The organism is Streptomyces sp. NPDC005004, assembly GCF_053600675.1.
Genome location: NZ_JBSGAH010000007.1, coordinates 98,580 through 122,901, shown reverse-complemented (window position 1 = coordinate 122,901; position 24,322 = coordinate 98,580). Strand labels below are relative to the sequence as shown.

Below are 24,322 nucleotides of genomic sequence, written 5' to 3'. Positions count from 1 at the left end.
ACCGCCCGGTCGTGGCGCGAATCACCTGGTCGACCGGTCACAGCCGTCCTACCAGCCGGTAGATTCGGAGCCTCCTGGATGATCGCTGAAACTTGTTCCACATTGACGTCCCGTCGTAGTCTCGCGGGACCGCGCAGGCAGATAGGGGGCCCGGAGTGACCGCTGAGGCCAGTCAGGCGGGTTCCCGACGGGGGCCGGCTGCCGACGGCGGGGCACCGCTCGACATCGCGCTCCTGACCTACAAGGGCAATCCCTTCTGCGGCGGACAGGGCGTCTACGTGCGCCATCTCTCCCGCGAGCTGGCCCGGCTCGGGCACCGCGTGGAGGTCATCGGCTCCCAGCCGTACCCCGTGCTCGACGAACACGAGGACTACGACGGCCGGTTGAGCCTCACCGAGCTGCCCAGCCTCGACCTCTACCGCCAGCCCGACCCCTTCCGCACCCCGAAGCGTGACGAGTACCGGGACTGGGTGGACGCCCTGGAGGTCGCCACCATGTGGACCGGCGGCTTCCCCGAGCCGCTGACCTTCTCACTGCGCGCCCGCCGTCATCTGCGGGCCAGGCGCGGCGAGTTCGACATCGTGCACGACAACCAGACCCTGGGCTACGGGTTGTTGGGCGACATCGGCGCGCCGCTGGTCACCACGATCCACCACCCCATCACCGTCGACCGGCAGTTGGAGCTGGACGCCGCCGAGAGCCGTCAGCGTCGCCTGTCCGTGCGCCGCTGGTACGCCTTCACACGGATGCAGAAGCGCGTCGCCCGCCGCCTGCCCTCCGTGCTCACCGTCTCCGGCAGCTCCCGCCAGGAGATCGTGGACCACCTCGGCGTCCGTGACGACCGCGTGCACGTCGTCCACATCGGCGCCGACACCGGCCTGTTCGCCCCCGACCCGGCGGTGCCCGAGGTGCCGGGCCGGATCGTCACCACCTCCAGCGCCGACGTCCCGCTCAAGGGCCTGATGTTCCTCGTCGAGGCCCTCGCCAAGGTCCGCACCGAACACCCCGACGCCCATCTGATCGTCGTCGGCAAGCGCCCCGAGGAGGGCCCGGTCGCCCAGGCCGTCGAGCGCTACGGGCTAGAAGGCGCCGTCGAGTTCGTCAAGGGCATCTCCGACGCCGAGCTGGTCGACCTGATCCGCTCCGCCGAGGTCGCCTGCGTGCCCTCGCTGTACGAGGGCTTCTCGCTGCCCGCCGCCGAGGCCATGGCCACCGGCACTCCGCTGGTCGCCACCACCGGCGGCGCGATCCCCGAGGTCGCGGGCCGCGACGGCGAGACCTGCCTGGCCGTACCCCCCGGCGACGCGGGCGCCCTCGCCGCCGCCCTCACCCGGCTGCTCGGCGACGCCGACCTGCGCGCCCGGCTCGGCGCCGCCGGACGCGAGCGGGTGCTCGCGCGCTTCACCTGGGCCCGCGCCGCCGAGGGCACGGTGGCCCGCTACCGCGAGGCGATCGACAGCGCCCGCACCGGCCCGCGTACGGCGGACCGCACGGACCCGCGGACCGCCGCCGAACCCGCGATCCCGGTCGCCGCCCCCGTCGCGGGCATATCCTCCGCATCCTCCGAAAGCAGGGCCACGTGCTGACCGTCGACTTCTCCCGGTTCCCGCTCGCCCCGGGCGACCGTGTCCTGGACCTCGGCTGCGGGGCCGGCCGGCACGCCTTCGAGTGCTACCGGCGCGGCGCGCAGGTCGTGGCCCTCGACCAGAACGGCGAGGAGATCCGCGAGGTCGCCAAGTGGTTCGCCGCGATGAAGGAGGCCGGGGAGGCGCCCGCCGGTGCCACCGCCACCGCGATGGAGGGTGACGCGCTGGCACTGCCCTTCCCCGACGAGTCCTTCGACGTCGTCATCATCTCCGAGGTGATGGAGCACATCCCCGACGACAAGGGTGTGCTCGCCGAGATGGTCCGCGTGCTCAAGCCCGGCGGCCGCATCGCCGTCACCGTCCCGCGCTACGGCCCCGAGAAGGTCTGCTGGGCCCTCTCCGACGCCTACCACGAGGTCGAGGGCGGCCACATCCGCATCTACAAGGCCGACGAACTCCTCGCCAAGATGCGCGAGGCGGGCCTGCGCCCCTACGGCACGCACCACGCGCACGCGCTGCACTCGCCGTACTGGTGGCTCAAGTGCGCCTTCGGCGTGGACAACGACAAGGCGCTGCCGGTCAAGGCGTACCACAAGCTCCTGGTCTGGGACATCATGAAGAAGCCGCTGGCCACCCGGGTCGCCGAGCAGGCGCTGAACCCGCTCATCGGCAAGAGCTTCGTGGCGTACGCGACCAAGCCGCACCTGCCGCGCGCCGAGGCGGCCGCCGAGTGACCACTCCCCGGACCGACCACCTCGTGCTGCCGGGGGTGCTCACCGCAGAGCAGGCCGCCGCGACCGTCCGGGGCGTCCTCGCCGTGCAGCGCGAGGACGGCGCGATTCCCTGGTTCCGCGGCCACCACCTCGACCCGTGGGACCACACCGAGGCCGCCATGGCGCTGGACGCGGCGGGCGAGCACGCGGCCGCCGAGCGCGCCTACGAGTGGCTCGCGCGGCACCAGAACCAGGACGGCTCCTGGTACGCCGCCTACGCCGACGGCGCCCACGACGACATCACCGATTCCTCGCTGGAGTCCAACTTCGTCGCCTACATAGCCGTCGGCGTCTGGCACCACTACCTCTCCACCGGCGACGACACCTTCCTGGACCGCATGTGGCCCGTCGTCTACGCCGCGGTCGAATGGGTGCTCCGGCTCCAGCAGCCCGGCGGCCAGATCGGCTGGCGCGTGGACGCGGACGGCGCGGCGACGGACGACGCGCTGCTCACCGGCAGCTCCTCGGTCCACCACGCCCTGCGCTGCGCGCTCGCGATCGCCGAGCAGCGTGAAGAGCCGCAGCCCGACTGGGAGTTGGCGGTCGGCGCGCTGCGGCACGCGATCCGCCGTCACCCCGAGCGGTTCCTCGACAAGGGTCGCTACTCGATGGACTGGTACTACCCGGTCCTCGGCGGCGCTCTCACCGGTGCCGAGGCCCAGGAGCGTGTCGAGGGCGACTGGGACCGCTTCGTCGTCCCCGGACTCGGGGTGCGCTGCGTGGTCCCCAACCCCTGGGTGACCGGCGGCGAGTCCTGCGAACTCGCCCTCGCGCTCTGGGCGATGGGCGAGTCCGACCGCGCGCTGGAGATCCTCCAGTCCGTCCAGCACCTGCGCGACGCCGACAGCGGCCTCTACTGGACCGGCTACGTCTTCGACGACGACGCGATCTGGCCCCGCGAACTCACCGCCTGGACCGCCGGCTCCCTCCTCCTCGCCGTCGCCGCCCTCGGCGGCCACGACGCCACCTGCGCGGTCTTCGGCGGCGAACGCCTTCCGGCGGGACTTCCCCCGGACTGCTGCGAGTAGGCGTCCGCCGGCCCCTCGGCCGAAGAGCTACGACCTCCTCACCGGCACCGGTGTCCGCCCCCTCCGGGGCTCAATGCCGGTGCAGGCGACCCGCTATGGCGTGGCCCACGAAGAGGTAGACCACGGCGGCCAGGCCGTAGCCGCAGACCACGCGCGCCCAGGTCTCGTCGAAGGTGAACAGGTCGTGGGACCACCCGGCGAGCCAGGCGGCCGTGTCGTGGACGAACTCCACCAGGCCGTTGGCCCGGTTGGCGTCCAGCAGGTACATCAGAATCCACAGGCCGATGATCCCGGCCATGACGTCGGCGATCACGGCGATCACCGTTCCCGCCTCGTTCCCGCCTCTGCGATATCTCGACATGGAATCCGGATTGCCGCTGCGCGCCCCGTGAAACCGGGCCTGGCGCGAACCGGCCGCCCGGCAACGCGGCCCCGCCCCCGGACGGCGTCGCCCCACTGGCGCGACGCCCGGGGGCGGGTGAGGCTGCCCAGTGGAAGCAGCCGCTCGGGGAGATACGTCCGGAGGACCGCGTGCCCGTTCCGATACGGCGCCTGTTCGTGGCGCTCATGGTGTCCTGCGTGCTGATGGCCGGTACCGCCGGCTGCGGTGGGGACGACTCCGGCAAGCAGCAGTCCAGCAGCGCGTCCTCGCCCAGCCCCAGCACCTCCGCCGAGAAGCAGAAGTTCGCCAAGACGCGGTTCGTGGCGAACGCGGGGCTTGCCGCCGGGGCCACCTACCAGTGGATCGTGAAGCCCTGGAGAGCGGGCAAGTTCAAGAAGGGCGCCGACGGCCGCAAGGTCGCCCTCGTCAAGGCCGGACTCGCCGGAGCCTTCGCCTACAACCGGCTCAAGGCCGCCCAGAAGAACGCCCAGGGCGACCCCACCCTCGCCAAGGCGCTCGCCCCGCTCACCGCGGGCATCGACGCGCTCAAGAACCTGCCGTCCAAGCTGCGCAACGGCGATACGAACGCGGCGAGTTCCTTCGACCAGATCATCAACCAGGTCAAGGACGCGGGCCAGAGCGCGGGCGCCCCGGTCAAGGACCAGGTCCCCTCCGCCTCCGAACTGAACAAGGGCTAGGGAGTGTCGCGCCGGCCGCTCAACACCGGCCGGTGCGACGGGAGATGACGAAGGCCCCCCGCCCATGAGGGGCGGAGGGCCTCGCGTGCGAAGGGAGCGCTAGCTGCCGCGCTGGATGCCCGTCGTGTCCTGGAGCACGCCCCGGCGTCCGTCCTGCGTCTGCGCCACCAGCGCCGTACCGCGCTGCTCGACCGCCAAGTACCAGGTGCCGGGCGCCAGTTCGGCCACCGCCGCGGGCGAGCCGTCCTCCGGGAACAGCGGCCGGGTCACCGGCACCGCGAACCAGAACGGCGAGAACTCGGCCGTCGGCTGCGGCTGCTGCGCGTACTGCTGCTGCGGCTGCTGCGCCCCGTACGGCTGCTGGGGCTGGGCGCCCGGGTAGCCGTAGCCGGCGGGCGGCTGTGCGCCGTAGGGCTGCGGGGTGACCGGCTTGGGGGCCGGGATCAGCGAGCCCTGGAGGGCCGGGACCAGCGGGGTGGCGACGGCCGCCGCCGCCATGACGAGCGTCGCGACGAAGGCGAGGATCAGGCCCGTGCCCGCGCTCAGCGCCTGGTCGGAGGAGCCCGAGTTCAGACCGCCGACCGGGTCGATGACGTTGCCCAGCGCGCTCCACGCCGCGAACACCGCGAACGCCACGCCGAAGGAGCCGAGTTCGAGTCCGGCGACCTTGAGCGGCTGCGGCAGCGTCCGGGCCGCGACGACGAGCCCGGCGGCGATGATGCCCGCCAGCACGACGCTCAGCAGAACCGGTCCGTTCTCCCAGAGGCTCGGCAGATCGATGCCGTCCGGCCCGTCGTACGAGTAGTTGTCGAAGAACGACGCGATGAACAGCAACACCGCTGCTCCGATCACCACGCCGTCGCCTCTAGTGAGGGAGCGGATATTCACTTCAGGTCCTTCGTAGGTCGTCTCGTCGTCGGTAGACAGTACCGTCCGCGTTGTCCGGCTGTCCGGCCTCTTCCACGTGCCGGTCACGACTCGCGCAGGAAACTCACGATTCCCTCGGAGATCCCTTGCGCGGCTTTCTGCCGCCAGGCGGCGCTGGTCAGTTCGGCGGCGTCGGAGGCGTCGCGCATGTTGCCGCACTCGATGAAGACCTTGGGAACCCTGGACAGGTTGAGCCCGCCCAGATCCGTCCGGGTCACCAAGCCGGTGCCGTCGCCCAGGTAGTTGGAGAACGGCTCGCCGGTCGCGTGCCGGTAGCCCGAGGCCACTCGCTTGCCGAGGTCCCGGGAGGGGCCGGTGATGGGGCGGGTGTCCGCGCCGCCCGCGTGCACGGTGCCGGGCAGGATGACGTGGAAGCCCCGGTTGCCCGGCGCCGAGCCGTCCGCGTGGATGGACAGCGCCGCGTCCGCGTGCGCCCTGTTGCCGATCTCCGCCCGCTCGTCCACGCACGGTCCCCAGGCCGGACCGTCGCCGTCGTGCGTGAACTTCACGGTCGCGCCCCGCTTCTCCAGCAGCGCGCGCACCCGGTGGGACACGTCGAGGGTGAACGTGGCCTCCGGGTAACCGGCGTTGGTCTCCGTCCCCGTGGTGTCGCACTCCTTGTGGCCGTTGCCGACGTTCACCTGGCGCGCGATCTCGGCGGTGTGCCGGAAGTTGCCCGGGTTGTGCCCGGGGTCGATGACCACCACCTTGCCCTTGAGCGGCAGGGCGGAGGCGGACGGCGAGGCACCCTTGCCGTCGCCGAAGCCGGACGCGGGGACCGACGGCGAGGGCGTTCCCGCGGCGCGGCCGTCCCCGTCCGGGCGGCCGAGGTGCGCGTAGGCCGCCCAGCCGAGCAGCGCGACCGGCACCAGCGCGGCCAGGGTCACGGTCAGCGGACGGCGCCGGGAGCGGCGGGGCGTGGGGGGTTCGAATTCCGGGCCTGCGTACGACACGCCTGCCACCCTAACGAAACGCCGGAGCGCTCCCGACCCCGCCCGTCTGACAGAGCGTCAGATTCCGGGCCCCGTGCGCTTCAGCACCCGCAGCGACCCCGTCACCGACACCTCCGTGAACGCCCTGGACTCCAGCGCCCGCAGATAGACCCGGTACGGCGCCTGACCGGTGAACTCGTCCTCCGGCTCCGGGAACACGTCGTGCACGACCAGCAGACCGCCCTCGGCGACATGCGGCGCCCAGCCCTCGTAGTCGGCGCTCGCGTGCTCGTCGGTGTGGCCGCCGTCCACGAAGACCAGGCCGAGCGGCGTCCCCCACAGGGCGGCGACCTGCGGGGACCGGCCGACCAGGGCGATCACGTGGTCCTCCAGGCCCGCCCGGTGCAGGGTCCGGCGGAAGGTGGGCAGGGTGTCCATGAGGCCGACCTCGGGGTCGACCGTCTCCGGGTCGTGGTAGTCCCAGCCCGGCTGCTGCTCCTCGCTGCCCCGGTGGTGGTCGACGGTCAGCGCGAGGGTGCCGCTCTCTCGTGCCGCGTCCGCGAGCAGCACCGTCGAGCGCCCGCAGTACGTGCCCACCTCCAGGAGCGGCAGTCCGAGCCGCCCCGCCTCCCGCGCGGCCGCGTACAGCGCCAGCCCCTCGTCCACGGGCATGAAGCCCTTCGCCGCCTCGAACGCGGCCAGGATCTCGGGCTTCGGTGCCGTCATGGGGGTTCCTCTCGGTCGTCACGGCTGCTCAGGCGCCCCATGCTGCCGCACCCCCCGCCGGAGTCCGGCGGGGGGTGCGGTGCGAGGGGTGTGACAGGGGGAGGTCAGGCGCTGACGGTCTCTCCCGGCAGCGCCAGGTCCAGCTCCACCGCCCGCTCGTCCCCGGTGTGCGTCGCCGAGGAGGCCAGCGGGCCGTGCCCGGCGGCCTTGGCGGCCAGGACGTAGGCGCCTTCGGCCGGGACCGTGAGGGCGTAGCCGCCGTCGGGGCCGGAGAGCGTGGCCCCGGCCTGGCGGCCCCGGCGGTCGATCAGGGTGACCTTGGCCCGGGCGACCGGAGCGCCCCCGGCGTCGAGCACCCGCCCGGTGAAGCCGCGCAGCACCGCGCGGGCGTGCTCCAGGTTGGCGTCCTCCTCGCTGCTGGCCCGCAGTTGCGTGTGCTGCTGGGCCGGACGCGGGGTGCGCGGCAGGAAGAACGCGAGGACCAGGCCCACCAGCACGGCGGCCGTGGCGATCAGGAACGAGACCCGGAAGCCGTGCATGGTCGGAATCGCGAGCCCGCCGCCGACCGGCTGCGCGGTGTTGGCGAGCACCATGCCGATGACCGCGCTGGAGACGGAGGTGCCGATGGACCGCATCAGGGTGTTGAGGCCGTTGGCAGCGCCGGTCTCCGAGGCCGGGACCGCGCCGACGATCAGCGCGGGCAGCGAGGAGTAGGCGAGGCCGATGCCCGCGCCGAGCGCCACCGAGGTGATGATCGTCTGCCAGGCGGCGTGCATCAGACCGAGGCCGCCCGCGTAGCCGGCGGCGATGACCAGCAGCCCGATGATCAGGGTCGTGCGCGGGCCGTACCGCGCGGACAGCCGGGCGTAGACCGGCGCGGTGAACATCATCGTCAGACCCAGCGGCGCCACGCACAGTCCCGCGACCACCATGGACTGGCCGAGGCCGTACCCGGTGGCGGTGGGGAGCTGGAGCAACTGGGGCAGGACGAGGGAGACGACGTAGAAGCTGACGCCGACCATGATCGAGGCGAGGTTGGTCAGCAGCACCTCGCGGCGGGCGGTGGTGCGCAGGTCGACCAGTGGCGCCGCGACGCGCAGCTCGTACACGCCCCACAGCAGCAGGACGGCGACGGCCGCGCCGAACAGGCCGAGCGTGGTGCCCGACGACCAGCCCCAGTCGCTGCCCTTGGTGATCGGCAGCAGGAGCAGCACCAGACCCGCGGACAGGCCGAGCGCGCCGAGCAGGTCGAAGGAGCCCTCGGCGCGCGCCGGGGACTCGGGGACGACGAGCAGGGTCAGGACGATGGAGAGCACGCCGAGCCCGGCCGCGCCGTAGAACAGGGCGTGCCAGTCGGTGTGCTGGGCCACCAGGGCGGCGGCGGGCAGCGCGAGACCGCCGCCGACGCCGATCGAGGAGCTCATCAGGGCCATGGCCGAGCCGAGCTTCTCGCGCGGCAGCATGTCGCGCATCAGGCCGATGCCCAGCGGTATCGCGCCCATGGCGAAGCCCTGGAGCGTACGGCCGACGATCATCACGATGAGCTGGCTGGTCAGCGCGCTGACCAGGGCGCCCGCCACCATCACGGCGAGGCTCAGGATCAGCATCCGGCGCTTGCCGTAGAGGTCGCCGAGGCGGCCCATGATCGGGGTGGCCACGGCGCCGGAGAGCAGGGTCGAGGTCAGCACCCAGGTGGCGTTGCTCGGCTCGGTGCCGAGCAGCTGCGGCAGGTCCTTGATGACCGGCACGAGCAGGGTCTGCATCACCGCGACCACGATGCCCGCGAAGGCGAGCACCGGGACCAGGGCTCCGCCGGCCCTCCGGGTGGGGCGATCGGTCGTCTGGGGCATTGAGTGAGGTTCCTCCCGCGTGAATGAATCACCGGGAGAAACGTCGTATGCACGGGCAACTATTCCGTTGCTTCGGGCCTCTAATGAATCCTTGACCGATCCATGGGTTACTGATCCGGAGTCAGAAGTCCGATCGTGCGGCGGGCATGGCTACAGCCAGCCCTGCTGCCGCGCCTCCCGCACCGCCTCCGCGCGGTTGCGGGTGCCGGTCTTGCCGATGGCGGCGGAGAGATAGTTGCGCACGGTCGACTCCGACAGACGCAGCCGTACGGCGATGTCGGCCACGGTCGCCCCGTCCACCGCCGCCCGCAGCGCCTCGCGTTCGCGCGGTGTCAGCGGATTGGGTCCCGCGCTCAGCGCGGCCGTAGCCAGCGCCGCGTCCACCACGGTCTCCCCGGCCAGCACCCGCCGTACCGCCTGCGCCAGTTCCTCGACGGGGCCGTCCTTCACCAGGAAGCCCGCCGCGCCCGCCTCCATGGCCCGGCGCAGATAGCCGGGCCTGCCGAAGGTGGTCAGGATCAGCACCCGGCAGCCGGGGACCCGCTTCCTCAGCTCCGCCGCCGCGTCCAGGCCGCTCATCCCGGGCAGCTCGATGTCGAGCAGGGCCACGTCGGGGCGGTGCTCCAGCGCGGCCGGCACGATCGCGTCCCCGGCGGCGACCTGTGCGACCACCTCGATGTCCTCCTCCAGGCCGAGCAGGAGCGCGAGGGCGCCGCGCATCATGCCCTGGTCCTCGGCGAGCAGTACGCGGATGTTCGTCACCGGGTCAGCGTAGTGGCGCCGGGGTTCAGCGCTCCGCCGGCGAAGCCGCCAGGCACGGGTCCGCCGGGTCCACCGGCAGCTCCGCCGTCACCGTGAAACCGCCCTGCGGCGCCGGGCCCGCCGTGAGGGTGCCGCCCGCCGCCGCGAGGCGCTCGGTCAGACCCGTGAGCCCCGTGCCGCCGACGCCCCCGGCCTGGCGGGGGACCGGAGTGCCCGTGCCGTCGTCCGTCACGGTGAGCCGGACCCGCTCGGCGGCGCCCTCGACCGTGATCTCGCAGCGGCCCGCGTCGCTGTGCCGGACCACGTTGGTCACCGCCTCGCGCACCACCCAGCCGAGCAGCGCCTCGGTCGGCGGGGCGAGCGGCGCGCCCGACTGCCGTACGACCGGCTCCACGCTCGCCGCCGCCAGCGCCGAACGGGCCCGGGTCAGCTCGGTGGCCAGACTGCCCTCCCGGTAGCCGGTCACCGCCTCGCGGATCTCGGTCAGCGCCTGCCGGCCGACCGACTCGATGTCCCCGATCTGCGCGAGCGCCGCGTCCAGGTCCCGCCCGGCCAGGCGCCGGGCCGCCTCCGACTTCACCACGATCACGGAGAGGGTGTGCCCGAGCAGATCGTGCAGGTCGCGGGAGAAGCGCAGTCGCTCCTGCTCCACGGCCTGCCGGGCCAGCTCCTCGCGCGCGGCGCGCAGCTGCCGCACGGCCTCGGACAGGCTCAGGATCGCGGCCGTCACCATGCAGGACAGGAAGGTGCCGTACCCGATGCTCGGCGCGTTCGACCACGAGTCGCCGACCCCGGTGAGCACCGCCGCGTACGCCGCCAGCGGCACCCCCACCCGGCCGAGCAGCCGGCCGCGCAGGGTGGCGCCGGTGGCGAGGCCGAGCAGCGGGAAGAACATCAGCCAGCTTCCGCCGTAGCCGAGCGCCAGAGCGGTGGTCAGCAGGCCCATCAGCGCCAGCGCGATCCGGGTGGAGACCGCCTCGCGCTTGGTGCGGTCGAAGGCGCGGAAGGTGACGTAGATGTAGAGCGAGTTGAAGGTGAGCAGGCCCAGCCCGCCGATCAGCGGGTTCGAGGCGTCGCCCTGGAGCAGGTTGGAGAAGGAGCCGAGGCCGAGCAGCAGCCACGGCAGCAGCGCGAACCCGGTGGGCGGGGGGCCCAGGCGTTCCTCCGCCGGGCTCTCGCCCCGCGAGCGCGCCGCCTTCCCCGCGGCCTTGGCGTGTGCCATGTCGGCCTTCCACCGCCGCCGCGCCGCACCCGCCGCGCGCATCCCGCACCGCGCCTCAGCCCACCATGACATGTACGTGTTCCCCGTGTTTCCCGCCGCCGCCTCGCCCGTCCGTTCGACGGGGCGACGGTACAGCGTAGGAAATGAGCGCCTCTGTCCGCATCCGGTCGCTTCGCTGCCCCGCGTTTCCGTCATGCCTACGACGTTAGGAGCGGGGGCCCCTCGGGCGGCAGAGGCGGACGTACGGACTGTGGCGGTACGCGGGTACCGGGGGAGGGCGGGACGAATGTCACCGCCGCGCGGGACCCGGATACGACGAAGGGCGGGGGTACGCATCCGTACCCCCGCCCTCGCGACCCGGTCAGACCTGCGTCTGGCCCTCGGCCCCCGTGCCCGGCCTGCGGTGGCGGCCGCGCGGAGCCGCCTCACCGTCCTGGGAGGCCACCTGGCCCCGGTGCCTGCCGTGGCCGTCCGGCTCGGCCGCGTCCAGGTAGGGCTGCGGCCAAGCGGAGTCCGTGGCCGGCGACGGCGCCTGCGTCGTACTGGTGTCGGTCATCGGAAGTCTTCACCCCGTCAACATGATCTTTTTACGGCCGGGCGAGTCTAACCGTCAGGACAGGGGGCGAAACCAGGCGGCCACGCCGATCGGTGCCATTCGGTTACGAGTTGGCCACCGATGAGGAGGCGAGGGGAGCCTTTTGCAGGGGAACCGGTCGGGCCGCCTCCGTTTCCTCGGACGCCCGCTCCGGCGTCCCGTCGGCCCCCTCCGCCGTCGGGACCGGACCCTCCACCGCCAGCTCCGCCACCCCGCAGGGCGTCTCCGCCGTCGCGTACGGCAGCCGCAGCACGCCCTCCGGCGTCCACAGTCCCGCCCCCGCGAGCCAGCCCTCCGGGGCCGGGAGGTGCCGCACCCGGCGCTCCGCCGGGCGCCAGGTACCGACCCAGGTGCCCAGCGGGCCGTCGACACGCAGCGCGACCGCGCAGCTCTCCGGCATCAGCACCTGCCCCGGCTGGATCGCGAACGGCGTCACCGCGCAGTCCGGCAACCGCAGCGAGCTGGGGAAACGCACCGGCAGCGTGCTGCCGAGGACGCCCCAGCCCAATCGTTCCTGCCCCGGCGAGGGCGCGTCCGAGGCGATCACCAGCAGACCGCTGTCGGGATCGGCCAGCAGCAGCCGGTCGTCGCTGTCCGGGGCGATCTGGAGCAGCGGCGTGACCGCGCCCCCGCGCCCGAGGTCCACCACCACCGTCTTCGTACGGCCGCCCAGCTCCCGGTCCACCGCGAGCATCCGCCCGGCGGCGTCCAGCCAGACCCCGCCCGAGCAGCGGCCCGGCAGCTCCGCCAGACGCTCGGGCCCGGCCGCGCCGCCCGCCACCAGCCACACCGCCGTGGAGCGGGCGCCCACCGCGAGGGCGTAGGCGCGGGTGCCGCAGGGCGCCGGGGGCAGCAGGGTGAGCCGGGTCTCCGGCTCGGGGCACTCGACCGTGCCGAGCGCCAGCTCACCCGTGCCGGGGCCGGTCGGGTACAGCAGGGAGAAGGCGTGGTGGCGCTCCACCAGGCGGTGGATCAGCACCCGCCCGTCGCCCATCGGCTGCACCTGGGTGCCGGGCTCCTCCGGCTGGTTCCCGGGCAACGGCACCGCGTACGGTTCCGGGCCGTCCAGCGTCCAGCGCTCGGGGAACCAGGACTCCCCGGCGGACGCGAGGCGTGCCGCGTACGCGCCGTCCGCCGTGATGGCGTACGGCGGCACGGGTGCCCCGGGCACCGCTGGTACTGCCGGACGCGTACCGCGGCTCTCCGGATTCTCCGGATCACCGTCGTCCGCGCCGGCCGACGTGGTTTCGATCGCACAGGCCGTCATCGTTCGGTCACCTCCGGCGACGAAGCTAGTTTTCGTACGCACAGGCGGGGGGCCGACGGAGCCAGGCTTCACACATACGGGTGGCGCAGAAGCGATTCCTCTGAGGGAGAGCGACTCATGTGCTGCCCGGCCGGGCAGCGGGGGAGTACGGCGCCCGACCGGTACGGCCTCCCGGAACGGCCAGGTAGCCTTGGCACGTGCCCCGTCTGTCTGAAGTCATCGCCGCGCTGGAGACCCTGTGGCCCCCGGAGCGGGCCGAGTCCTGGGACGCGGTCGGCACGGTCGCGGGCGACCCCGAGCAGGAGGTCGACCGGGTCCTGTTCGCCGTCGACCCCGTCCAGGAGGTCGTCGAGGAGGCCGTGAAGCTGGGTGCCGGACTGCTGGTCACCCACCACCCGCTCTATCTGCGCGGGACCACGACGGTCGCGGCGGACACCTTCAAGGGCCGCGTCGTGCACACCCTCATCAAGAACGACGTCGCCCTGCACGTCGCCCACACCAACGCCGACACCGCCGACCCCGGCGTCTCCGACGCGCTCGCCGGTGCCCTCGACCTCCGTGTCGTAGCCCCTCTCGTACCCGACCCGACCGATCCGGAGGGCCGCCGGGGCCTGGGCCGGATCTGCGAGCTGGACCATCCGCTGACCGTGCGCGAGCTGGCCGCCCGCGCCGCCGCGCGGCTGCCCGCCACGCAGCAGGGCATCCGGGTGGCCGGCGATCCCGAGGCCCTCGTCCACCGGGTCGCCGTCAGCGGCGGGTCGGGCGACAGCCTCTTCGACCATGTGCGCGCGGCCGGAGTGGACGCGTTCCTCACCGCCGACCTGCGCCACCACCCGGTCTCCGAGTTCGAGGCGTCCGTCGCCCACCGACCGCTCGCGCTGCTCGACGCGGCGCACTGGGCCACCGAGTGGCCCTGGTGCGAGCTGGCCGCAGCCCAGCTCGACCAGATCTCCGACCGTCACGACTGGGGCCTTCGGGTCCACGTCTCCAAGACGGTCACCGACCCCTGGACCGCCCACGCGGCGTCCATCACCACCACGAGTCCCCTGGGAGCCCCCAACTGAACGCCGCGCCCGCCGACCAGATCCGCCTTCTCGACGTCCAGGCCCTCGACGTCCGCCTCCAGCAGCTCGCCCACAAGCGGAAGTCGCTCCCCGAGCACGCCGAGATCGAGACGCTGGGCAAGGACCTCACCCAGCTTCGCGACCTGCTGGTGGCCGCGCAGACCGAGGAGAGCGACTGCGCCCGCGAGCAGACCAAGGCCGAGCAGGACGTGGACCAGGTGCGCCAGCGCGCCTCCCGCGACCAGCAGCGCCTGGACTCCGGCGCCGTCACCTCGCCGAAGGACCTCTCCAGCCTCCAGCACGAGATCGCCTCGCTCGCCAAGCGCCAGGGCGACCTGGAGGAGGTCGTCCTGGAGGTCATGGAGCGCCGCGAGTCCGCGCAGGCCCGGGTCGCCGAGCTGACCGACCGGGTCGCCTCCGTGCAGGCCAAGACCGACGACGCCACCGCGCGCCGCGACGCCGCCTTCCAGGAGATCGACGCCGAGGCCGCCTCGGTCACCAAGGAGCGCGAGGTCGTCGCCGGGTCCGTCCCCGCCGACCTGCTCAAGCTCTACGACCGCCTGCGCACCCAGGGCGGCGGCATCGGCGCGGCCAAGCTGTACGCCCGCACCTGCCAGGGCTGCCGCCAGGAGCTGGCCATCACCGAACTGAGCGAGATCCGCGCGGCGGCGCCGGACAAGGTGGTCCGCTGCGAGAACTGCGCGCGCATTCTCGTGCGCACGGCCGAGTCGGGCCTGTAGGCCCTTCCTTCCGGACAGCGGAGCGGGCGCGGTGACGGGAGTGCGCGGTGCGTGAGTTCGTCGTGGAGGCCGACGGTGGGTCGCGGGGCAACCCCGGGCCCGCCGGGTACGGCGCCGTCGTCCGCGACGCGTCGACGGGGGAGACCCTGGCGGAGGCCGCCGAGTACCTCGGCACCGCCACCAACAACGTCGCCGAGTACCGCGGCCTCGTCGCCGGGCTCCACGCCGCCCACGCCCTGGACCCCGACGCCAGTGTCAGCGTCCGCATGGACTCCAAGCTCGTCGTCGAGCAGATGTCGGGCCGCTGGAAGATCAGACACCCCGACATGAAGCCGCTGGCGATGGAGGCGGCGCGGATCTTCCCGCCCGGCCGGGTGACGTACACGTGGATGCCCCGCGCCGAGAACAAGCACGCGGACCGGCTGGCCAACGAGGCGATGGACGCGGGGGCGCGGGGCGAGCGGTGGACTCCGTCGGTGGCGCGGGCCACGCGTTCCGACGTGCTCGAGCCCTCGGGCCCGCCCGGGGACGCGGTCGCGGGGGCGGCTCGGGCCCGGGAGGCGTTGCGGGCCGGTGTGCGCGGGGCCGAGCCGGCTGCGGGGGTCGAGGCGGCCGCGGCGGCCGAGCAGCGACCTGGCGTGCCTGCCGCGCCGGAGGCGCCCCCACCCGGATCTTCGTCGGCTGCCGACGGACGCGCGGCGCGGGCCGTCACGGCGTCGGCCTCCGGCACCGTCGGAGCCGCGTCCCCCGCAGCCGCCGGCCCCGGCACCGGTGACCGGGCCGCCACTACCGCCCCCGGCTGGAGCGCGGCTCCCGACCTCGGCGCCCCCGCCACCTTCGTACTGCTGCGCCACGGCGAGACACCGCTCACCCCGCAGAAGCGCTTCTCCGGGAGCGGAGGCACCGACCCCTCGCTGTCGCAGGTGGGGCGCGAGCAGGCCGAGCGGGTCGCCGCGGCGCTCGCTCGCCGGGGGACGGTTCAGGCGGTCGTCGCCTCGCCGCTGGCCCGCACCCGGGAGACCGCGGGGATCGTCGCGGACCGGCTGGGGCTGGAGGTGACGGTCGAGGACGGGCTGCGCGAGACCGACTTCGGTGCCTGGGAGGGGCTGACCTTCGGAGAGGTGCGCGAGCGCTACCCGGACGACCTGAACGCCTGGCTGGCCGACCCGGCCGTACGCCCCACAGGCGACGGCGAGAGCTTCACCGAGACCGCCGACCGCATCGAAGCGGCCCGCGCCCGCCTGGTCGCCGCCCACGCGGGCCGCACCGTCCTGCTGGTCACCCACGTCACCCCCATCAAGACCCTGCTCCGACTCGCCCTCGGCGCCCCGCCCGAGTCGCTGTTCCGCATGGAACTGTCGGCCGCCTCACTGTCGGCGGTGGCGTACTACCGCGACGGGAACGCGAGCGTGCGTCTGTTCAACGACACCTCGCACCTGCGTCCCTGAGCTCGGCGGCGCCCAGGGCGTGCGCCGCCGCGGTGACGCGACGCGTCCGGGTCCTCGGCGCGCGGCTCCTCAACGGCACTCCGCGCCCCTGAGCCTCGCCGCCCCCCGTGCCAGTTCCTCCACCCGCCCCCAGTCCCGCGCGGCCACCGCATCCCCCGGAACCATCCAACTGCCGCCCACGCATCCCACGTTGGACAAGGCCAGATACTCGTCCGCGTTCCCCGTCCCGATCCCGCCCGTCGGGCAGAAACGGGCCTGGGGCAACGGGCCCGCCAGGGAACGGAGATAGGCCGCGCCGCCCGCTGCCTCCGCGGGGAAGAACTTCATCTCCCGTACGCCGCGCTCCAGCAGGGCGACCACTTCCGAGGCGGTGGAGACCCCGGGAAGGTACGGCAGGCCGGACGCGCTCATGGCGGCGAGCAGGCCGTCCGTCCAGCCGGGGCTGACCAGGAACCGCGCCCCCGCCGCCGCGCACTCCGCGACCTGACCCGGCGTGATGACGGTCCCCGCGCCCACCACCGCCTCCGGCACCTCGGCGGCGATCGCGCGGATGGCGTCGAGCGCGGCCGGGGTCCGCAGCGTCACCTCGATCGCGGGCAGACCCCCGGAGACGAGGGCCCGCGCGAGCGGTACGGCGTCGGCGGGGTCGGCGAGAACCACGACGGGCAGGACGGGCGCGAGGTCCAGCACGGAGGAGGGCGAGGTCATGACCGACATCGTGCCGAGCCCGACCAGCCTCCGCAACGGGCGTTGCGCATGGTGCAACAGCCGGTCAGTGCACCTCGTCCACCAGCACGTCCAGCGCCCACGGCTTGCCGCCGCGGCCCGGCGCCTCCGCCTCCACCTCGTACCCGAGGTCCCGCAGCGCGACGACCAGCTCGGCCGGACCGGCGGGCGCGGCCCCGGCGGACAGCAGGGCGCGCACGATCCGCCCCTTCGTCGCCTTGTTGAAGTGGCTGACCACCTTGCGGGTGGGCGCGTGCAGCACCCGTACGGTCGCGGTGCGCCCCGCCACCTCGCCCTTCGGCTTCCACGCGGCGGCGTACGCGGCCGAGCGCAGGTCGAGGACCAGCCCGCGGTCGGCCGCCTCGGGGAGGACCTCGGCCATCGGCTCGCGCCAGTGCGCGGCGAGGGCGCCGAGGCCGGGGAGCTTGACGCCCATCGAGCAACGGTAGGAGGGGATGCGGTCGGTGACGCCGAGGGCGCCCCAGAGGCCGGAGAAGACCAGCAGCGAGCGGGCGGCACGCCTTTTCGCGGCGGGGTCGAGCGAGGCGAGGTCCAGGGCGTCGTAGAGGACCCCGGTGTAGATCTCCCCGGCGGGACGCGCCCCGGCGGTAAGCAGCTCCGCGTTCTTCGCGACCTCCCCGCGCAGCCCCTCGCTCAGCCCCAGCACCTCGCGCGCCTTGTCGGCGTCCCCGGCGCACAGCTCGACCAGCTCCCCGAGCACGGCCCGCCGCGCGTCGGTGAGCCCGGGCAGGGACAGCGACTCCAGGTTCAGCGGGGCGCCACGGCCCGAGGACGCCTTACCCTCCGAGGGCGGCAGCAGGACAAGCACGGGTACTCCTTCATCTCGCCTCCGCGCCAGCGTACGGGGCGTGCGAGGGGGTCCGCTCCGGTCGGCCCGGCCTCCCGCGCCCGGTAGCATGGTCGGTACGGCAGACGAGCCGGGCGGACGGCCGCGTGGAGCCCTTGCGGGCTTCCCGAGGAACGTCCGGACTCCACAGGGCAGGGTGGTGGCTAACGGCCACCCGAGGCGACTCGCGGGACAGTGCCACAGAAAACAGACCGCCGGGGACCTCGGTCCTCGGTAAGGGTGAAACGGTGGTGTAAGAGACCACCAGTGCCCAGGGTGACCTGGGCAGCTAGGTAAACCCCACCCGGAGCAAGGTCAAAAGGAAGCACTCCGGTGCTTCTGCGCGGACGATCGAGGGCTGCCCGCCCGAGTCCGCGGGTAGACCGCACGAGGCCGGCGGCAACGCCGGTCCTAGATGGATGGCCGTCTCCCGGCCGGCCGCGAGGCCGCCCGGCGACAAAATCCGGCGTACAGCCCGACTCGTCTGCCGCCCCCGTGCCCGCGAGGGCCCCGGCTCAGCCCTCCGCCGTCTCCCCGCTCACCCACGCCAGATACGCCTCGCTGCCCCGTACGACGGGGGTCGCGATGATCTCCGGGGTGTCGTAGTCGTGATGGGCCCGGATGTACGCCTCCAGGGCGTCGTAGCGGTCGGCGGTCGTCTTGAAGTGGATGCGCCATTCGTGCTCGGAGCGGACCGCGCCGTCCCAGCGGTAGACGCTGGTGACCGGGCCGTCGATCTGGGCGCAGGCGGCGACGCGGTGCTCGATCGCGCCGGTGGCCAGGGTGTGGGCCTTGTCGGGGGCGTCGGTGGTGGTCAGGACGGTGAGGTGCTCGGCCACGGGTGCGTCTCCTTCGTACGGTCTCCGGGGACCGTACCCGGGGCGACCGGGTGGCGGTCACTCCTCGAAGAGCATCTCCTGCTCCACCGTCACGCTCTCGCGCAGCCGCTTGTTGCGGGCGCCGATCACCGCGGCCGTGGCGGCGGCCGTGACGCCGAGGGCGGCCGGGACCATCCAGCCGCGGTCGAGGACGTGACCGAGCGCGTGGTCGAGGGAGAGACGGCCGGGACCGGTGACGGCGAGGCCGGTGGCGGACAGACCGAGGCTGGCCGCGTACTCGTAGCCGCCGCCCTGGGCGAAGAAGCCGTTGGGGACGTGGACCGCCGCCGCGCCGGCCATCGCGCCTGCCGCCGCCGCGCCCGCCGCCGGGGTCGCGAGGCCGAGCGCGAGCAGGACACCGCCGCCCGCCTCCGCGAGGCCCGCCATCGTCGCGCTGCGCCGGCCCGGCGCGAAGCCGACGGACTCCATGAACTGGCCCGTGCCCTCCAGGCCGTGCCCGCCGAACCAGCCGAACAGCTTCTGCGCGCCGTGCGCCGCGAGCACTCCGCCCGTGCCGAGGCGGAGCAGCAACAGGCCAACGTCGCGTCGGTCGTAACAGCCCATGAGACTCTCCTCCGGGTTCCGCGTGGCTACCACCGTTTCCACCGTCGCAGGCCCTCGGGCGCCGGGCGCGTCGGGACGGGCGTTCGGGTGGAGAGGTATGCGGGGGCGGCGGGTGGAGACGGTGGTGCCGATGTGACGACGGGGCGCCGGGCCGATCTTCATAAGAGAGCAAATTCCTGGGCCGGAACCCGCCTCCCGGAGGGAAACGGCTGTTCGAGGCGGTGTACGGTCCCGGGGTGCGTGAATGTTCCCGGCTCAGCCGACGTGCCGTCCTCGGGCTCACTGCGGCCGCCCTCCCCGTTTCCCTGAGCGTCTCCCGGGGCGCAGCCCCCGCCTACGCCGCCGAGACCACCGGTGTGGTCGGCGGCGAGCAGCTCGCCCGCAAGGGCGTCCAGGTGCGCGGCGCCACCGGAGTGCCCAAGAAGCTCACCGCCCGCGCGTGGCTCGTCGCCGACGCCGACAGCGGGGAGATCATCGCCTCGTACGACGCGCACCGGCACCTCGCCCCCGCGTCCACCCTGAAGATGCTGTTCGCGGACACGGTGCTGAAGAAGTTCGACCGCGCCCAGCGCTACCGGGTCACCGAGGCCGACCTCGCCGACATCCCGGCCGGTTCCAGCCTGGTCGGGATCAAGCCAGGCATCACCTACACCGTCGAGCAGCTCTGGCAGGGCGTCTTCCTGCGCTCCGGCAACGATGCGGTGCACGTGCTCTCCCACATGAACGGCGGCGTCGCGAAGACCGTCGCCGAGATGCAGGAGCGCGCGGAGTATCTGCACGCCCTCGACACCCATGTCGTCAGCCCCGACGGCTTCGACCACAAGGGGCAGATCTCCTCGGCGTACGACCTCACGCTCTTCGCCCGCCAGGGTCTGAAGGACGCCGACTTCCGCGCCTACTGCGGCACGCGCACCGCCGACTTCCCGGCGGGCGGCAAGAAGACCTTCCAGATCCAGAACACCGACCGCCTGCTCACCGGCGCGTGGGGGCTGACCCCGTACGAGGGACTGATAGGCGTCAAGAACGGCTACACCAGCCACGCGGGCAACACCTTCACCGGTGCCGCCACCCGGCGTGGCCGCACCCTGCTGGTCACCGTCATGCACCCCGCCGAGGGCAGCAACGCCGTCTACGAGCAGACCGCCGCGCTCCTCGACTGGGGCTTCACGCACGGCGGTTCGGCCCGCGCGATCGGCACGCTCGTCGAGCCGGGCGTCCCCGCGACCTCCCGCCCCGCGCCCGTGGGCGGCAAAGCCCCGGCGGCCGCCCACGCCTCGGCCGCGAACACCAAGGGCCCCTCCGGCGTACGCGTCACCGAGGGCGCCGCGCTCACGGCCCTCCTCGTCGGCGGCGGCACGTGGGCCGCGCTGCGCCGCCGCCGCGGCCGTACGGCTCCGCCGGCGGACGAGACGGGTGCCCCTGCGCCGGACTCCGCGCCCGCGCCGAGGGAGTCGCCGGAGACCGCGGAAACGCCGGAGACGGACGCCGGCGGCCGCCACCGCCGCTGAGCCCCTGCCGAGGGCCTGGCCCCAGGGCCCCTGGTCTCCGACTCCTGAGCCACCGACCCCGAGCCCCCGGTTCCTGAGAACATGGAGGGCCTCCGGGGTCGTCCGGGAGTCCGAGGAGGGGACGTATGACCGAGCACATGGCGGCGCCGGGGACGCGGCATGCCTCCGGCGGTGGCGCGCCGGCCGGCGCAGGGCGAGGGGGGCGGATGCTGGTCACGTTCCTGCTGGGCGCGCTGACCGCGACGACGCCGCTGGCGATGGACATGTATCTCCCGTCGCTGCCTGAGGTCACCCGCGCGCTGCACGCGCCCGCCGCGAGTGTGCAGCTCACGCTGACCGCGTGCCTGGCCGGGATGGCGCTCGGGCAACTGGTCGTCGGGCCCATGAGCGACCGGTGGGGGCGGCGCCGGCCGCTGCTGACCGGGCTCGCGGTGTATCTCGTCGCCACCGCGCTGTGCGCGTTCGCGCCCGACGTGGGGACGCTGGTCGCCTTCCGGCTGGCGCAGGGACTCGCGGGCGCGGCCGGGATCGTCATCGCGCGGGCGGTCGTACGGGACCTCCACGACGGCGTGGCCATGGCCCGCTTCTTCTCCACCCTGATGCTGATATCGGGCACCGCGCCGATCGTCGCCCCGCTGATCGGGGGACAGATCCTGCGGTTCACGGACTGGCGGGGCGTGTTCGTCGTGCTGACCGGGATCGGTGCCGTGCTCACCGCGCTGGTGTGGTGGCGGCTGCCCGAGACACTGGCGCCGGCCGACCGGCACCGGGGCGGGGTGGGGGAGTCCCTGCGGACGATGCGCGGGCTCCTGGCCGACCTGCCCTTCACCGGGTACATGCTCGCGGGCGGCTTCGCCTTCGCCGCGCTGTTCGCTTACGTCTCCGCCTCGCCCTTCGTCGTGCAGGAGGTCTACGGCGCCTCCCCCCAGACCTTCAGCCTGCTCTTCGGGCTCAACTCGGTGGGCCTGGTGGCCGCCGGGCAGATCAACGGCAAGCTGCTGGTCGGCAGGGTCCGGCTGGACCGGGTGTTCGCCTGCGGACTCGCGGTGATCGTGCTCGCCGCGACCGGGCTGCTGCTGATGTCCACCGGGGTCTTCGGCCGGGTGGGCCTCGTACCCGTCGCCGCCGCGCTCTTCACGCTGATGTCCGCGATGGGCTTCACCCTGCCCAACGCCCAGTCCCTCGCCCTGCTGCGCACCCGGCACGCGGCGGGTTCCGGCTCGGCGCTGCTCGGTACGTCCTCGTTCCTCATCGGCGCGGTGGCGTCTCCGCTGGTCGGGATCGCGGGGGAGCGGACGGCGGTGCCGATGGCGGTCGTGCAGCTGGCGGGGGCGCTGGTCGCCGCCGCCTGCTTCGTGGGGCTGGTCCGGCCGTGGCGGACGGCCGAGCCGAAGCTCACCGAGCCGATACCCACGGAGGCAGGGCTCACGGAGGCAGGGTTCACCGAGGCAGGGCTCACCGAGGTCACAGCCGCCGACACGCACACGCACCCCGCCGCCGACATGACCGCGCACCCGAAGGGAGCGGAGAGCTGAGCACCCCGAGACTGCGCGCCGGCACCCCCGAGCGGGCCGGGCTCGACGCCGCCGAACTCGCGCTCCTCGAAGCCGAGTTGCGCTCCCTCACCGAAGGCCCTCACCCCTGGGCCGCCGGTGCCGTCGCGGTGGCGGGGCGCGGTCCGGTGATCGCGGTGGCCGAGGCGACGGGCTGGGCGGTGCGCTACGCCTCGTACGACCCCCAGGCCGACGCCGGTGTCGAACTCCCGCCCGCCGCGAGGGTTCCGGCGACCGTGGACACGCCCTTCGACCTCGCCTCGCTCACCAAGCTCTTCACCTCCGTCGCCGCCGTGCAGCAGATCGAGCGCGGCACGCTCGGGATCGACGCCCGGATCGGCGCGTATCTCCCGGAGTTCACCGGTGTCGCCGAAAACGGCGTGACCGTAAGGCAGTTGCTCACCCACACCTCCGGGCTGCGCCCCGAACTCCCGCTCTACGACTGCCCGAACGCCGCCGTGCGGATGGACCTGCTGCGCGCGGAGGCGCCGAGCGCGGAGCCCGGCCGGTATCTCTACTCCGACCTCAACCTGATCCTGCTCCAGTTCGTCCTGGAGCGGATCACCGGACGCCGCCTGGACACCCTGATCGCGGACGGCATCACCCGCCCGCTCGGCATGACCGCGACCCGTTTCGGACCGTGCCCCGGCGCGGCCGCCACCGAGGACCAGCGGCGGCCGTGGGCCAAGGCGGACCGGGGGATGCTCCGGGGCGTGGTGCACGACGAGAACGCCTGGGCGCTCGGCGGTGTCGCGGGCCACGCCGGCCTCTTCTCCACCGCCCCCGACCTCGCCGTCTTCTGCCGCACCCTCCTCGCGGGCGGCGGCTACGGCCCCGCCCGCATCCTCGGTCCCGACTTCGTGGAACTCCTGCTCACCGCCCCCGGACTGGGCTTCGCCGTGGACCAGCCCTGGTTCATGGGCGAGCTGGCGGGCCGGGGCGCCGCGGGCCACACCGGCTTCACCGGCACCTCCCTGGTTCTGGACCCGGCCACGGACACCTACCTCGTCCTGATGGCCAACACGGTCCACCCCGTCCGCCGCCCCCGCGCGAACACCCCCCGCGCGAGCCTGGCCACCCACCTGTTCCGAGCGGTCCGCGACGCCTGACCGGAGGCCGCCCACCGCCTGCGACAATCGACAGGTGAACGCCCCCTCCTCCCCAGCCGACACCCTCCGCGCCACCCTCGCCGGGGTGCTCGACGGGCTGCCGCCGCGCCAGGCGACCGCGGCCGTCGAGCGGTTGATCGCCAACTACCGGGGGGACACCCCGACGAACGCGCCGATCCTGCGGGACCGGGCCGATGTGGCCGCCTACGCGGCGTACCGGATGCCCGCGACCTTCGAGGCCGTGCGGTCGGCGCTGGGCGCGTTCGCGGACGCGGTGCCGCAGTGGGTGCCCGGGAGCCATGTGGACATCGGCGGCGGGACGGGGGCCGCGACCTGGGCCGTCGCCGCCACCTGGGACGGCACGCGACCGGTCACCGTGCTGGACTGGGCCGAGCCCGCGCTCGCGCTCGGGCGGGAGATCGCCGCGGCCCACCCCGGTCTGGCCGGGGCGCGCTGGGAGCGGGCCCGCATCGGGGCAGCGCTCGACCTCGCCGAGACCGACCTGGTCACCGTGTCGTACGTGCTCAACGAGCTGTCGGAGAACGACCGCACGGCCCTCGTCGACGCCGCCGCCGGCGCCGCGCGGTCCGTGGTGATCGTGGAGGCGGGCACCCCGGCCGGGTACGCGCGGATCATCGAGGCCCGCGACCGGCTGATCGCGGCCGGGTTCCGCATCGCCGCGCCCTGCCCGCACAGCGCCCGATGCCCGATCGTGCCCGGCACCGACTGGTGCCACTTCTCCGCCCGGGTCAGCCGCTCCTCGCTGCACCGGCAGGTCAAGGGCGGCTCCCTGGCCTATGAGGACGAGAAGTTCAGCTACGTCGCCGCCACCAGGCTGCCCGCCGAACCCGCCCTGAACCGCGTCGTCCGGCGCCCCCAGATCCGCAAGGGACAGGTGCTGCTCGACCTGTGCGAGGCCGACGACCGGCTCGGCCGTACGACGGTCACCAAGCGGCACGGCGACCTGTACAGGGCCGCCCGCGACGCCGAGTGGGGCGACGCCTGGCCCCCGTACGACCCCGCGTGACGCGATCCCCTGGCAAACCTCACAATCAGTGGGTGAAAGCGGTCAAACCGCCTCGATTGTGAGGCATGTCTCGCCGGATTCCTTCACATACGCGCTCCGGTCCCCCGGGG

The 24,322-nt window shown here is 73.7% G+C and carries 24 protein-coding genes and 1 other RNA gene; 12 read left to right on the top strand and 13 right to left on the bottom strand.

The features are described from left to right. Positions 1–155 precede the first annotated feature (155 nt). The 3 genes from ACWEEU_RS11945 to ACWEEU_RS11935 are packed head-to-tail and all read left to right on the top strand — an operon-like array spanning position 156 to position 3,387. A complete protein-coding gene (locus ACWEEU_RS11945; protein WP_385743882.1) occupies positions 156–1,586 on the top strand; it encodes a glycosyltransferase family 4 protein in 1,431 nt (476 codons plus the stop codon). After that, positions 1,580–2,320, top strand: a complete 741-nt coding sequence (locus ACWEEU_RS11940; RefSeq protein WP_161179124.1) for a class I SAM-dependent methyltransferase — start codon at positions 1,580–1,582, stop codon at positions 2,318–2,320. Before ACWEEU_RS11945 ends, ACWEEU_RS11940 begins: the two co-directional genes overlap by 7 nt. After that, positions 2,317–3,387 (top strand): prenyltransferase, encoded by a 1,071-nt coding sequence (locus ACWEEU_RS11935; RefSeq protein ID WP_451731234.1) that lies wholly within the window; start codon positions 2,317–2,319, stop codon positions 3,385–3,387. Before ACWEEU_RS11940 ends, ACWEEU_RS11935 begins: the two co-directional genes overlap by 4 nt. Before the next feature lie 70 nt (positions 3,388–3,457). Here the strand turns inward: ACWEEU_RS11935 and ACWEEU_RS11930 are convergent, their stop codons facing one another. Then, the gene (locus ACWEEU_RS11930; protein WP_385743885.1) at positions 3,458–3,748 is read right to left on the bottom strand and encodes a hypothetical protein; all 291 of its coding nucleotides are present in this window, start codon (positions 3,746–3,748) and stop codon (positions 3,458–3,460) included. 170 nt (positions 3,749–3,918) lie between these two features. Between ACWEEU_RS11930 and ACWEEU_RS11925 the strand changes: the two genes are divergently transcribed. Then, positions 3,919–4,467 (top strand): hypothetical protein, encoded by a 549-nt coding sequence (locus ACWEEU_RS11925; RefSeq protein WP_385746945.1) that lies wholly within the window; start codon positions 3,919–3,921, stop codon positions 4,465–4,467. 99 nt (positions 4,468–4,566) lie between these two features. Here the strand turns inward: ACWEEU_RS11925 and ACWEEU_RS11920 are convergent, their stop codons facing one another. From ACWEEU_RS11920 to ACWEEU_RS11885, 8 genes are all read right to left on the bottom strand, one after another. Next, positions 4,567–5,355: a DUF5336 domain-containing protein gene (locus tag ACWEEU_RS11920; RefSeq protein WP_385746941.1), complete on the bottom strand. Its 789-nt coding sequence runs from the start codon at positions 5,353–5,355 to the stop codon at positions 4,567–4,569. Positions 5,356–5,438: 83 nt separating this feature from the next. Further along, entirely contained in the window at positions 5,439–6,347 is a 909-nt protein-coding gene (locus ACWEEU_RS11915) for an N-acetylmuramoyl-L-alanine amidase (protein ID WP_451731229.1), read from the bottom strand. Between the two features lie 57 nt (positions 6,348–6,404). Continuing rightward, on the bottom strand, positions 6,405–7,052 hold the full coding sequence (locus ACWEEU_RS11910; RefSeq protein WP_451731226.1) for a class I SAM-dependent methyltransferase: 648 nt from the start codon (positions 7,050–7,052) through the stop codon (positions 6,405–6,407). 104 nt (positions 7,053–7,156) lie between these two features. Then, positions 7,157–8,902: an MFS transporter gene (locus ACWEEU_RS11905; protein WP_451731223.1), complete on the bottom strand. Its 1,746-nt coding sequence runs from the start codon at positions 8,900–8,902 to the stop codon at positions 7,157–7,159. A gap of 150 nt (positions 8,903–9,052) precedes the next feature. Further along, a complete protein-coding gene (locus ACWEEU_RS11900; protein ID WP_451731220.1) occupies positions 9,053–9,664 on the bottom strand; it encodes a response regulator in 612 nt (203 codons plus the stop codon). Positions 9,665–9,689: 25 nt separating this feature from the next. After that, positions 9,690–10,928, bottom strand: coding sequence for a sensor histidine kinase (locus ACWEEU_RS11895; protein WP_451731582.1), 1,239 nt, complete (start codon positions 10,926–10,928; stop codon positions 9,690–9,692). A 319-nt stretch (positions 10,929–11,247) separates the two neighbouring features. Further along, on the bottom strand, positions 11,248–11,442 hold the full coding sequence (locus ACWEEU_RS11890) for a hypothetical protein (protein ID WP_385746930.1): 195 nt from the start codon (positions 11,440–11,442) through the stop codon (positions 11,248–11,250). A gap of 103 nt (positions 11,443–11,545) precedes the next feature. Next, positions 11,546–12,748 carry a hypothetical protein gene (locus ACWEEU_RS11885; RefSeq protein WP_451731217.1) on the bottom strand — a complete coding sequence of 401 codons (1,203 nt, stop codon included), beginning with the start codon at positions 12,746–12,748 and terminating at the stop codon, positions 11,546–11,548. Positions 12,749–12,945: 197 nt separating this feature from the next. On the opposite strand from ACWEEU_RS11885, the gene ACWEEU_RS11880 reads away from it, so the two are divergent. From ACWEEU_RS11880 to ACWEEU_RS11870, 3 genes are read left to right on the top strand one after another with little or no spacing between them, the layout of a single operon-like run. Further along, positions 12,946–13,812, top strand: a complete 867-nt coding sequence (locus tag ACWEEU_RS11880; protein WP_451731214.1) for a Nif3-like dinuclear metal center hexameric protein — start codon at positions 12,946–12,948, stop codon at positions 13,810–13,812. Further along, positions 13,809–14,552, top strand: a complete 744-nt coding sequence (locus tag ACWEEU_RS11875) for a zinc ribbon domain-containing protein (protein WP_385746943.1) — start codon at positions 13,809–13,811, stop codon at positions 14,550–14,552. The genes ACWEEU_RS11880 and ACWEEU_RS11875 overlap by 4 nt, the downstream gene beginning before the upstream one ends. A 47-nt stretch (positions 14,553–14,599) precedes the next feature. Then, positions 14,600–16,000, top strand: a complete 1,401-nt coding sequence (locus ACWEEU_RS11870; RefSeq protein WP_451731211.1) for a bifunctional RNase H/acid phosphatase — start codon at positions 14,600–14,602, stop codon at positions 15,998–16,000. Between the two features lie 69 nt (positions 16,001–16,069). Here ACWEEU_RS11870 and eda read toward each other — a convergent pair whose 3' ends face one another. Both eda and yaaA read right to left on the bottom strand, forming a co-directional pair. Continuing rightward, positions 16,070–16,708: a bifunctional 4-hydroxy-2-oxoglutarate aldolase/2-dehydro-3-deoxy-phosphogluconate aldolase gene (eda, locus tag ACWEEU_RS11865; protein ID WP_451731208.1), complete on the bottom strand. Its 639-nt coding sequence runs from the start codon at positions 16,706–16,708 to the stop codon at positions 16,070–16,072. Positions 16,709–16,772: 64 nt separating this feature from the next. Next, complete coding sequence (gene yaaA / locus ACWEEU_RS11860) at positions 16,773–17,555, bottom strand: peroxide stress protein YaaA (RefSeq protein WP_451731205.1); 783 nt, start codon at positions 17,553–17,555, stop codon at positions 16,773–16,775. A 105-nt stretch (positions 17,556–17,660) separates the two neighbouring features. Between yaaA and rnpB the strand changes: the two genes are divergently transcribed. Further along, positions 17,661–18,060, top strand: an RNA gene (rnpB, locus tag ACWEEU_RS11855) — RNase P RNA component class A. Between the two features lie 28 nt (positions 18,061–18,088). On the opposite strand, the gene cutA is transcribed toward rnpB, so the two are convergent. Together cutA and ACWEEU_RS11845 are read right to left on the bottom strand one after the other, a co-directional pair. Continuing rightward, complete coding sequence (gene cutA / locus ACWEEU_RS11850; RefSeq protein ID WP_385746919.1) at positions 18,089–18,412, bottom strand: divalent-cation tolerance protein CutA; 324 nt, start codon at positions 18,410–18,412, stop codon at positions 18,089–18,091. Positions 18,413–18,469: 57 nt separating this feature from the next. Then, positions 18,470–19,015, bottom strand: coding sequence for a DoxX family protein (locus ACWEEU_RS11845; RefSeq protein ID WP_385746917.1), 546 nt, complete (start codon positions 19,013–19,015; stop codon positions 18,470–18,472). Positions 19,016–19,251: 236 nt separating this feature from the next. On the opposite strand from ACWEEU_RS11845, the gene ACWEEU_RS11840 reads away from it, so the two are divergent. The 4 genes from ACWEEU_RS11840 to ACWEEU_RS11825 all read left to right on the top strand — a co-directional run bounded on the left by ACWEEU_RS11840 (position 19,252) and on the right by ACWEEU_RS11825 (position 24,212). Next, positions 19,252–20,523 carry a D-alanyl-D-alanine carboxypeptidase family protein gene (locus tag ACWEEU_RS11840; RefSeq protein WP_451731201.1) on the top strand — a complete coding sequence of 424 codons (1,272 nt, stop codon included), beginning with the start codon at positions 19,252–19,254 and terminating at the stop codon, positions 20,521–20,523. 125 nt (positions 20,524–20,648) lie between these two features. Continuing rightward, positions 20,649–22,058, top strand: coding sequence for a multidrug effflux MFS transporter (locus ACWEEU_RS11835; RefSeq protein ID WP_451731198.1), 1,410 nt, complete (start codon positions 20,649–20,651; stop codon positions 22,056–22,058). A gap of 77 nt (positions 22,059–22,135) precedes the next feature. Continuing rightward, positions 22,136–23,185: a serine hydrolase domain-containing protein gene (locus ACWEEU_RS11830; RefSeq protein WP_451731195.1), complete on the top strand. Its 1,050-nt coding sequence runs from the start codon at positions 22,136–22,138 to the stop codon at positions 23,183–23,185. 34 nt (positions 23,186–23,219) lie between these two features. Further along, on the top strand, positions 23,220–24,212 hold the full coding sequence (locus tag ACWEEU_RS11825; RefSeq protein WP_451731192.1) for a small ribosomal subunit Rsm22 family protein: 993 nt from the start codon (positions 23,220–23,222) through the stop codon (positions 24,210–24,212). Positions 24,213–24,322 lie beyond the last annotated feature (110 nt).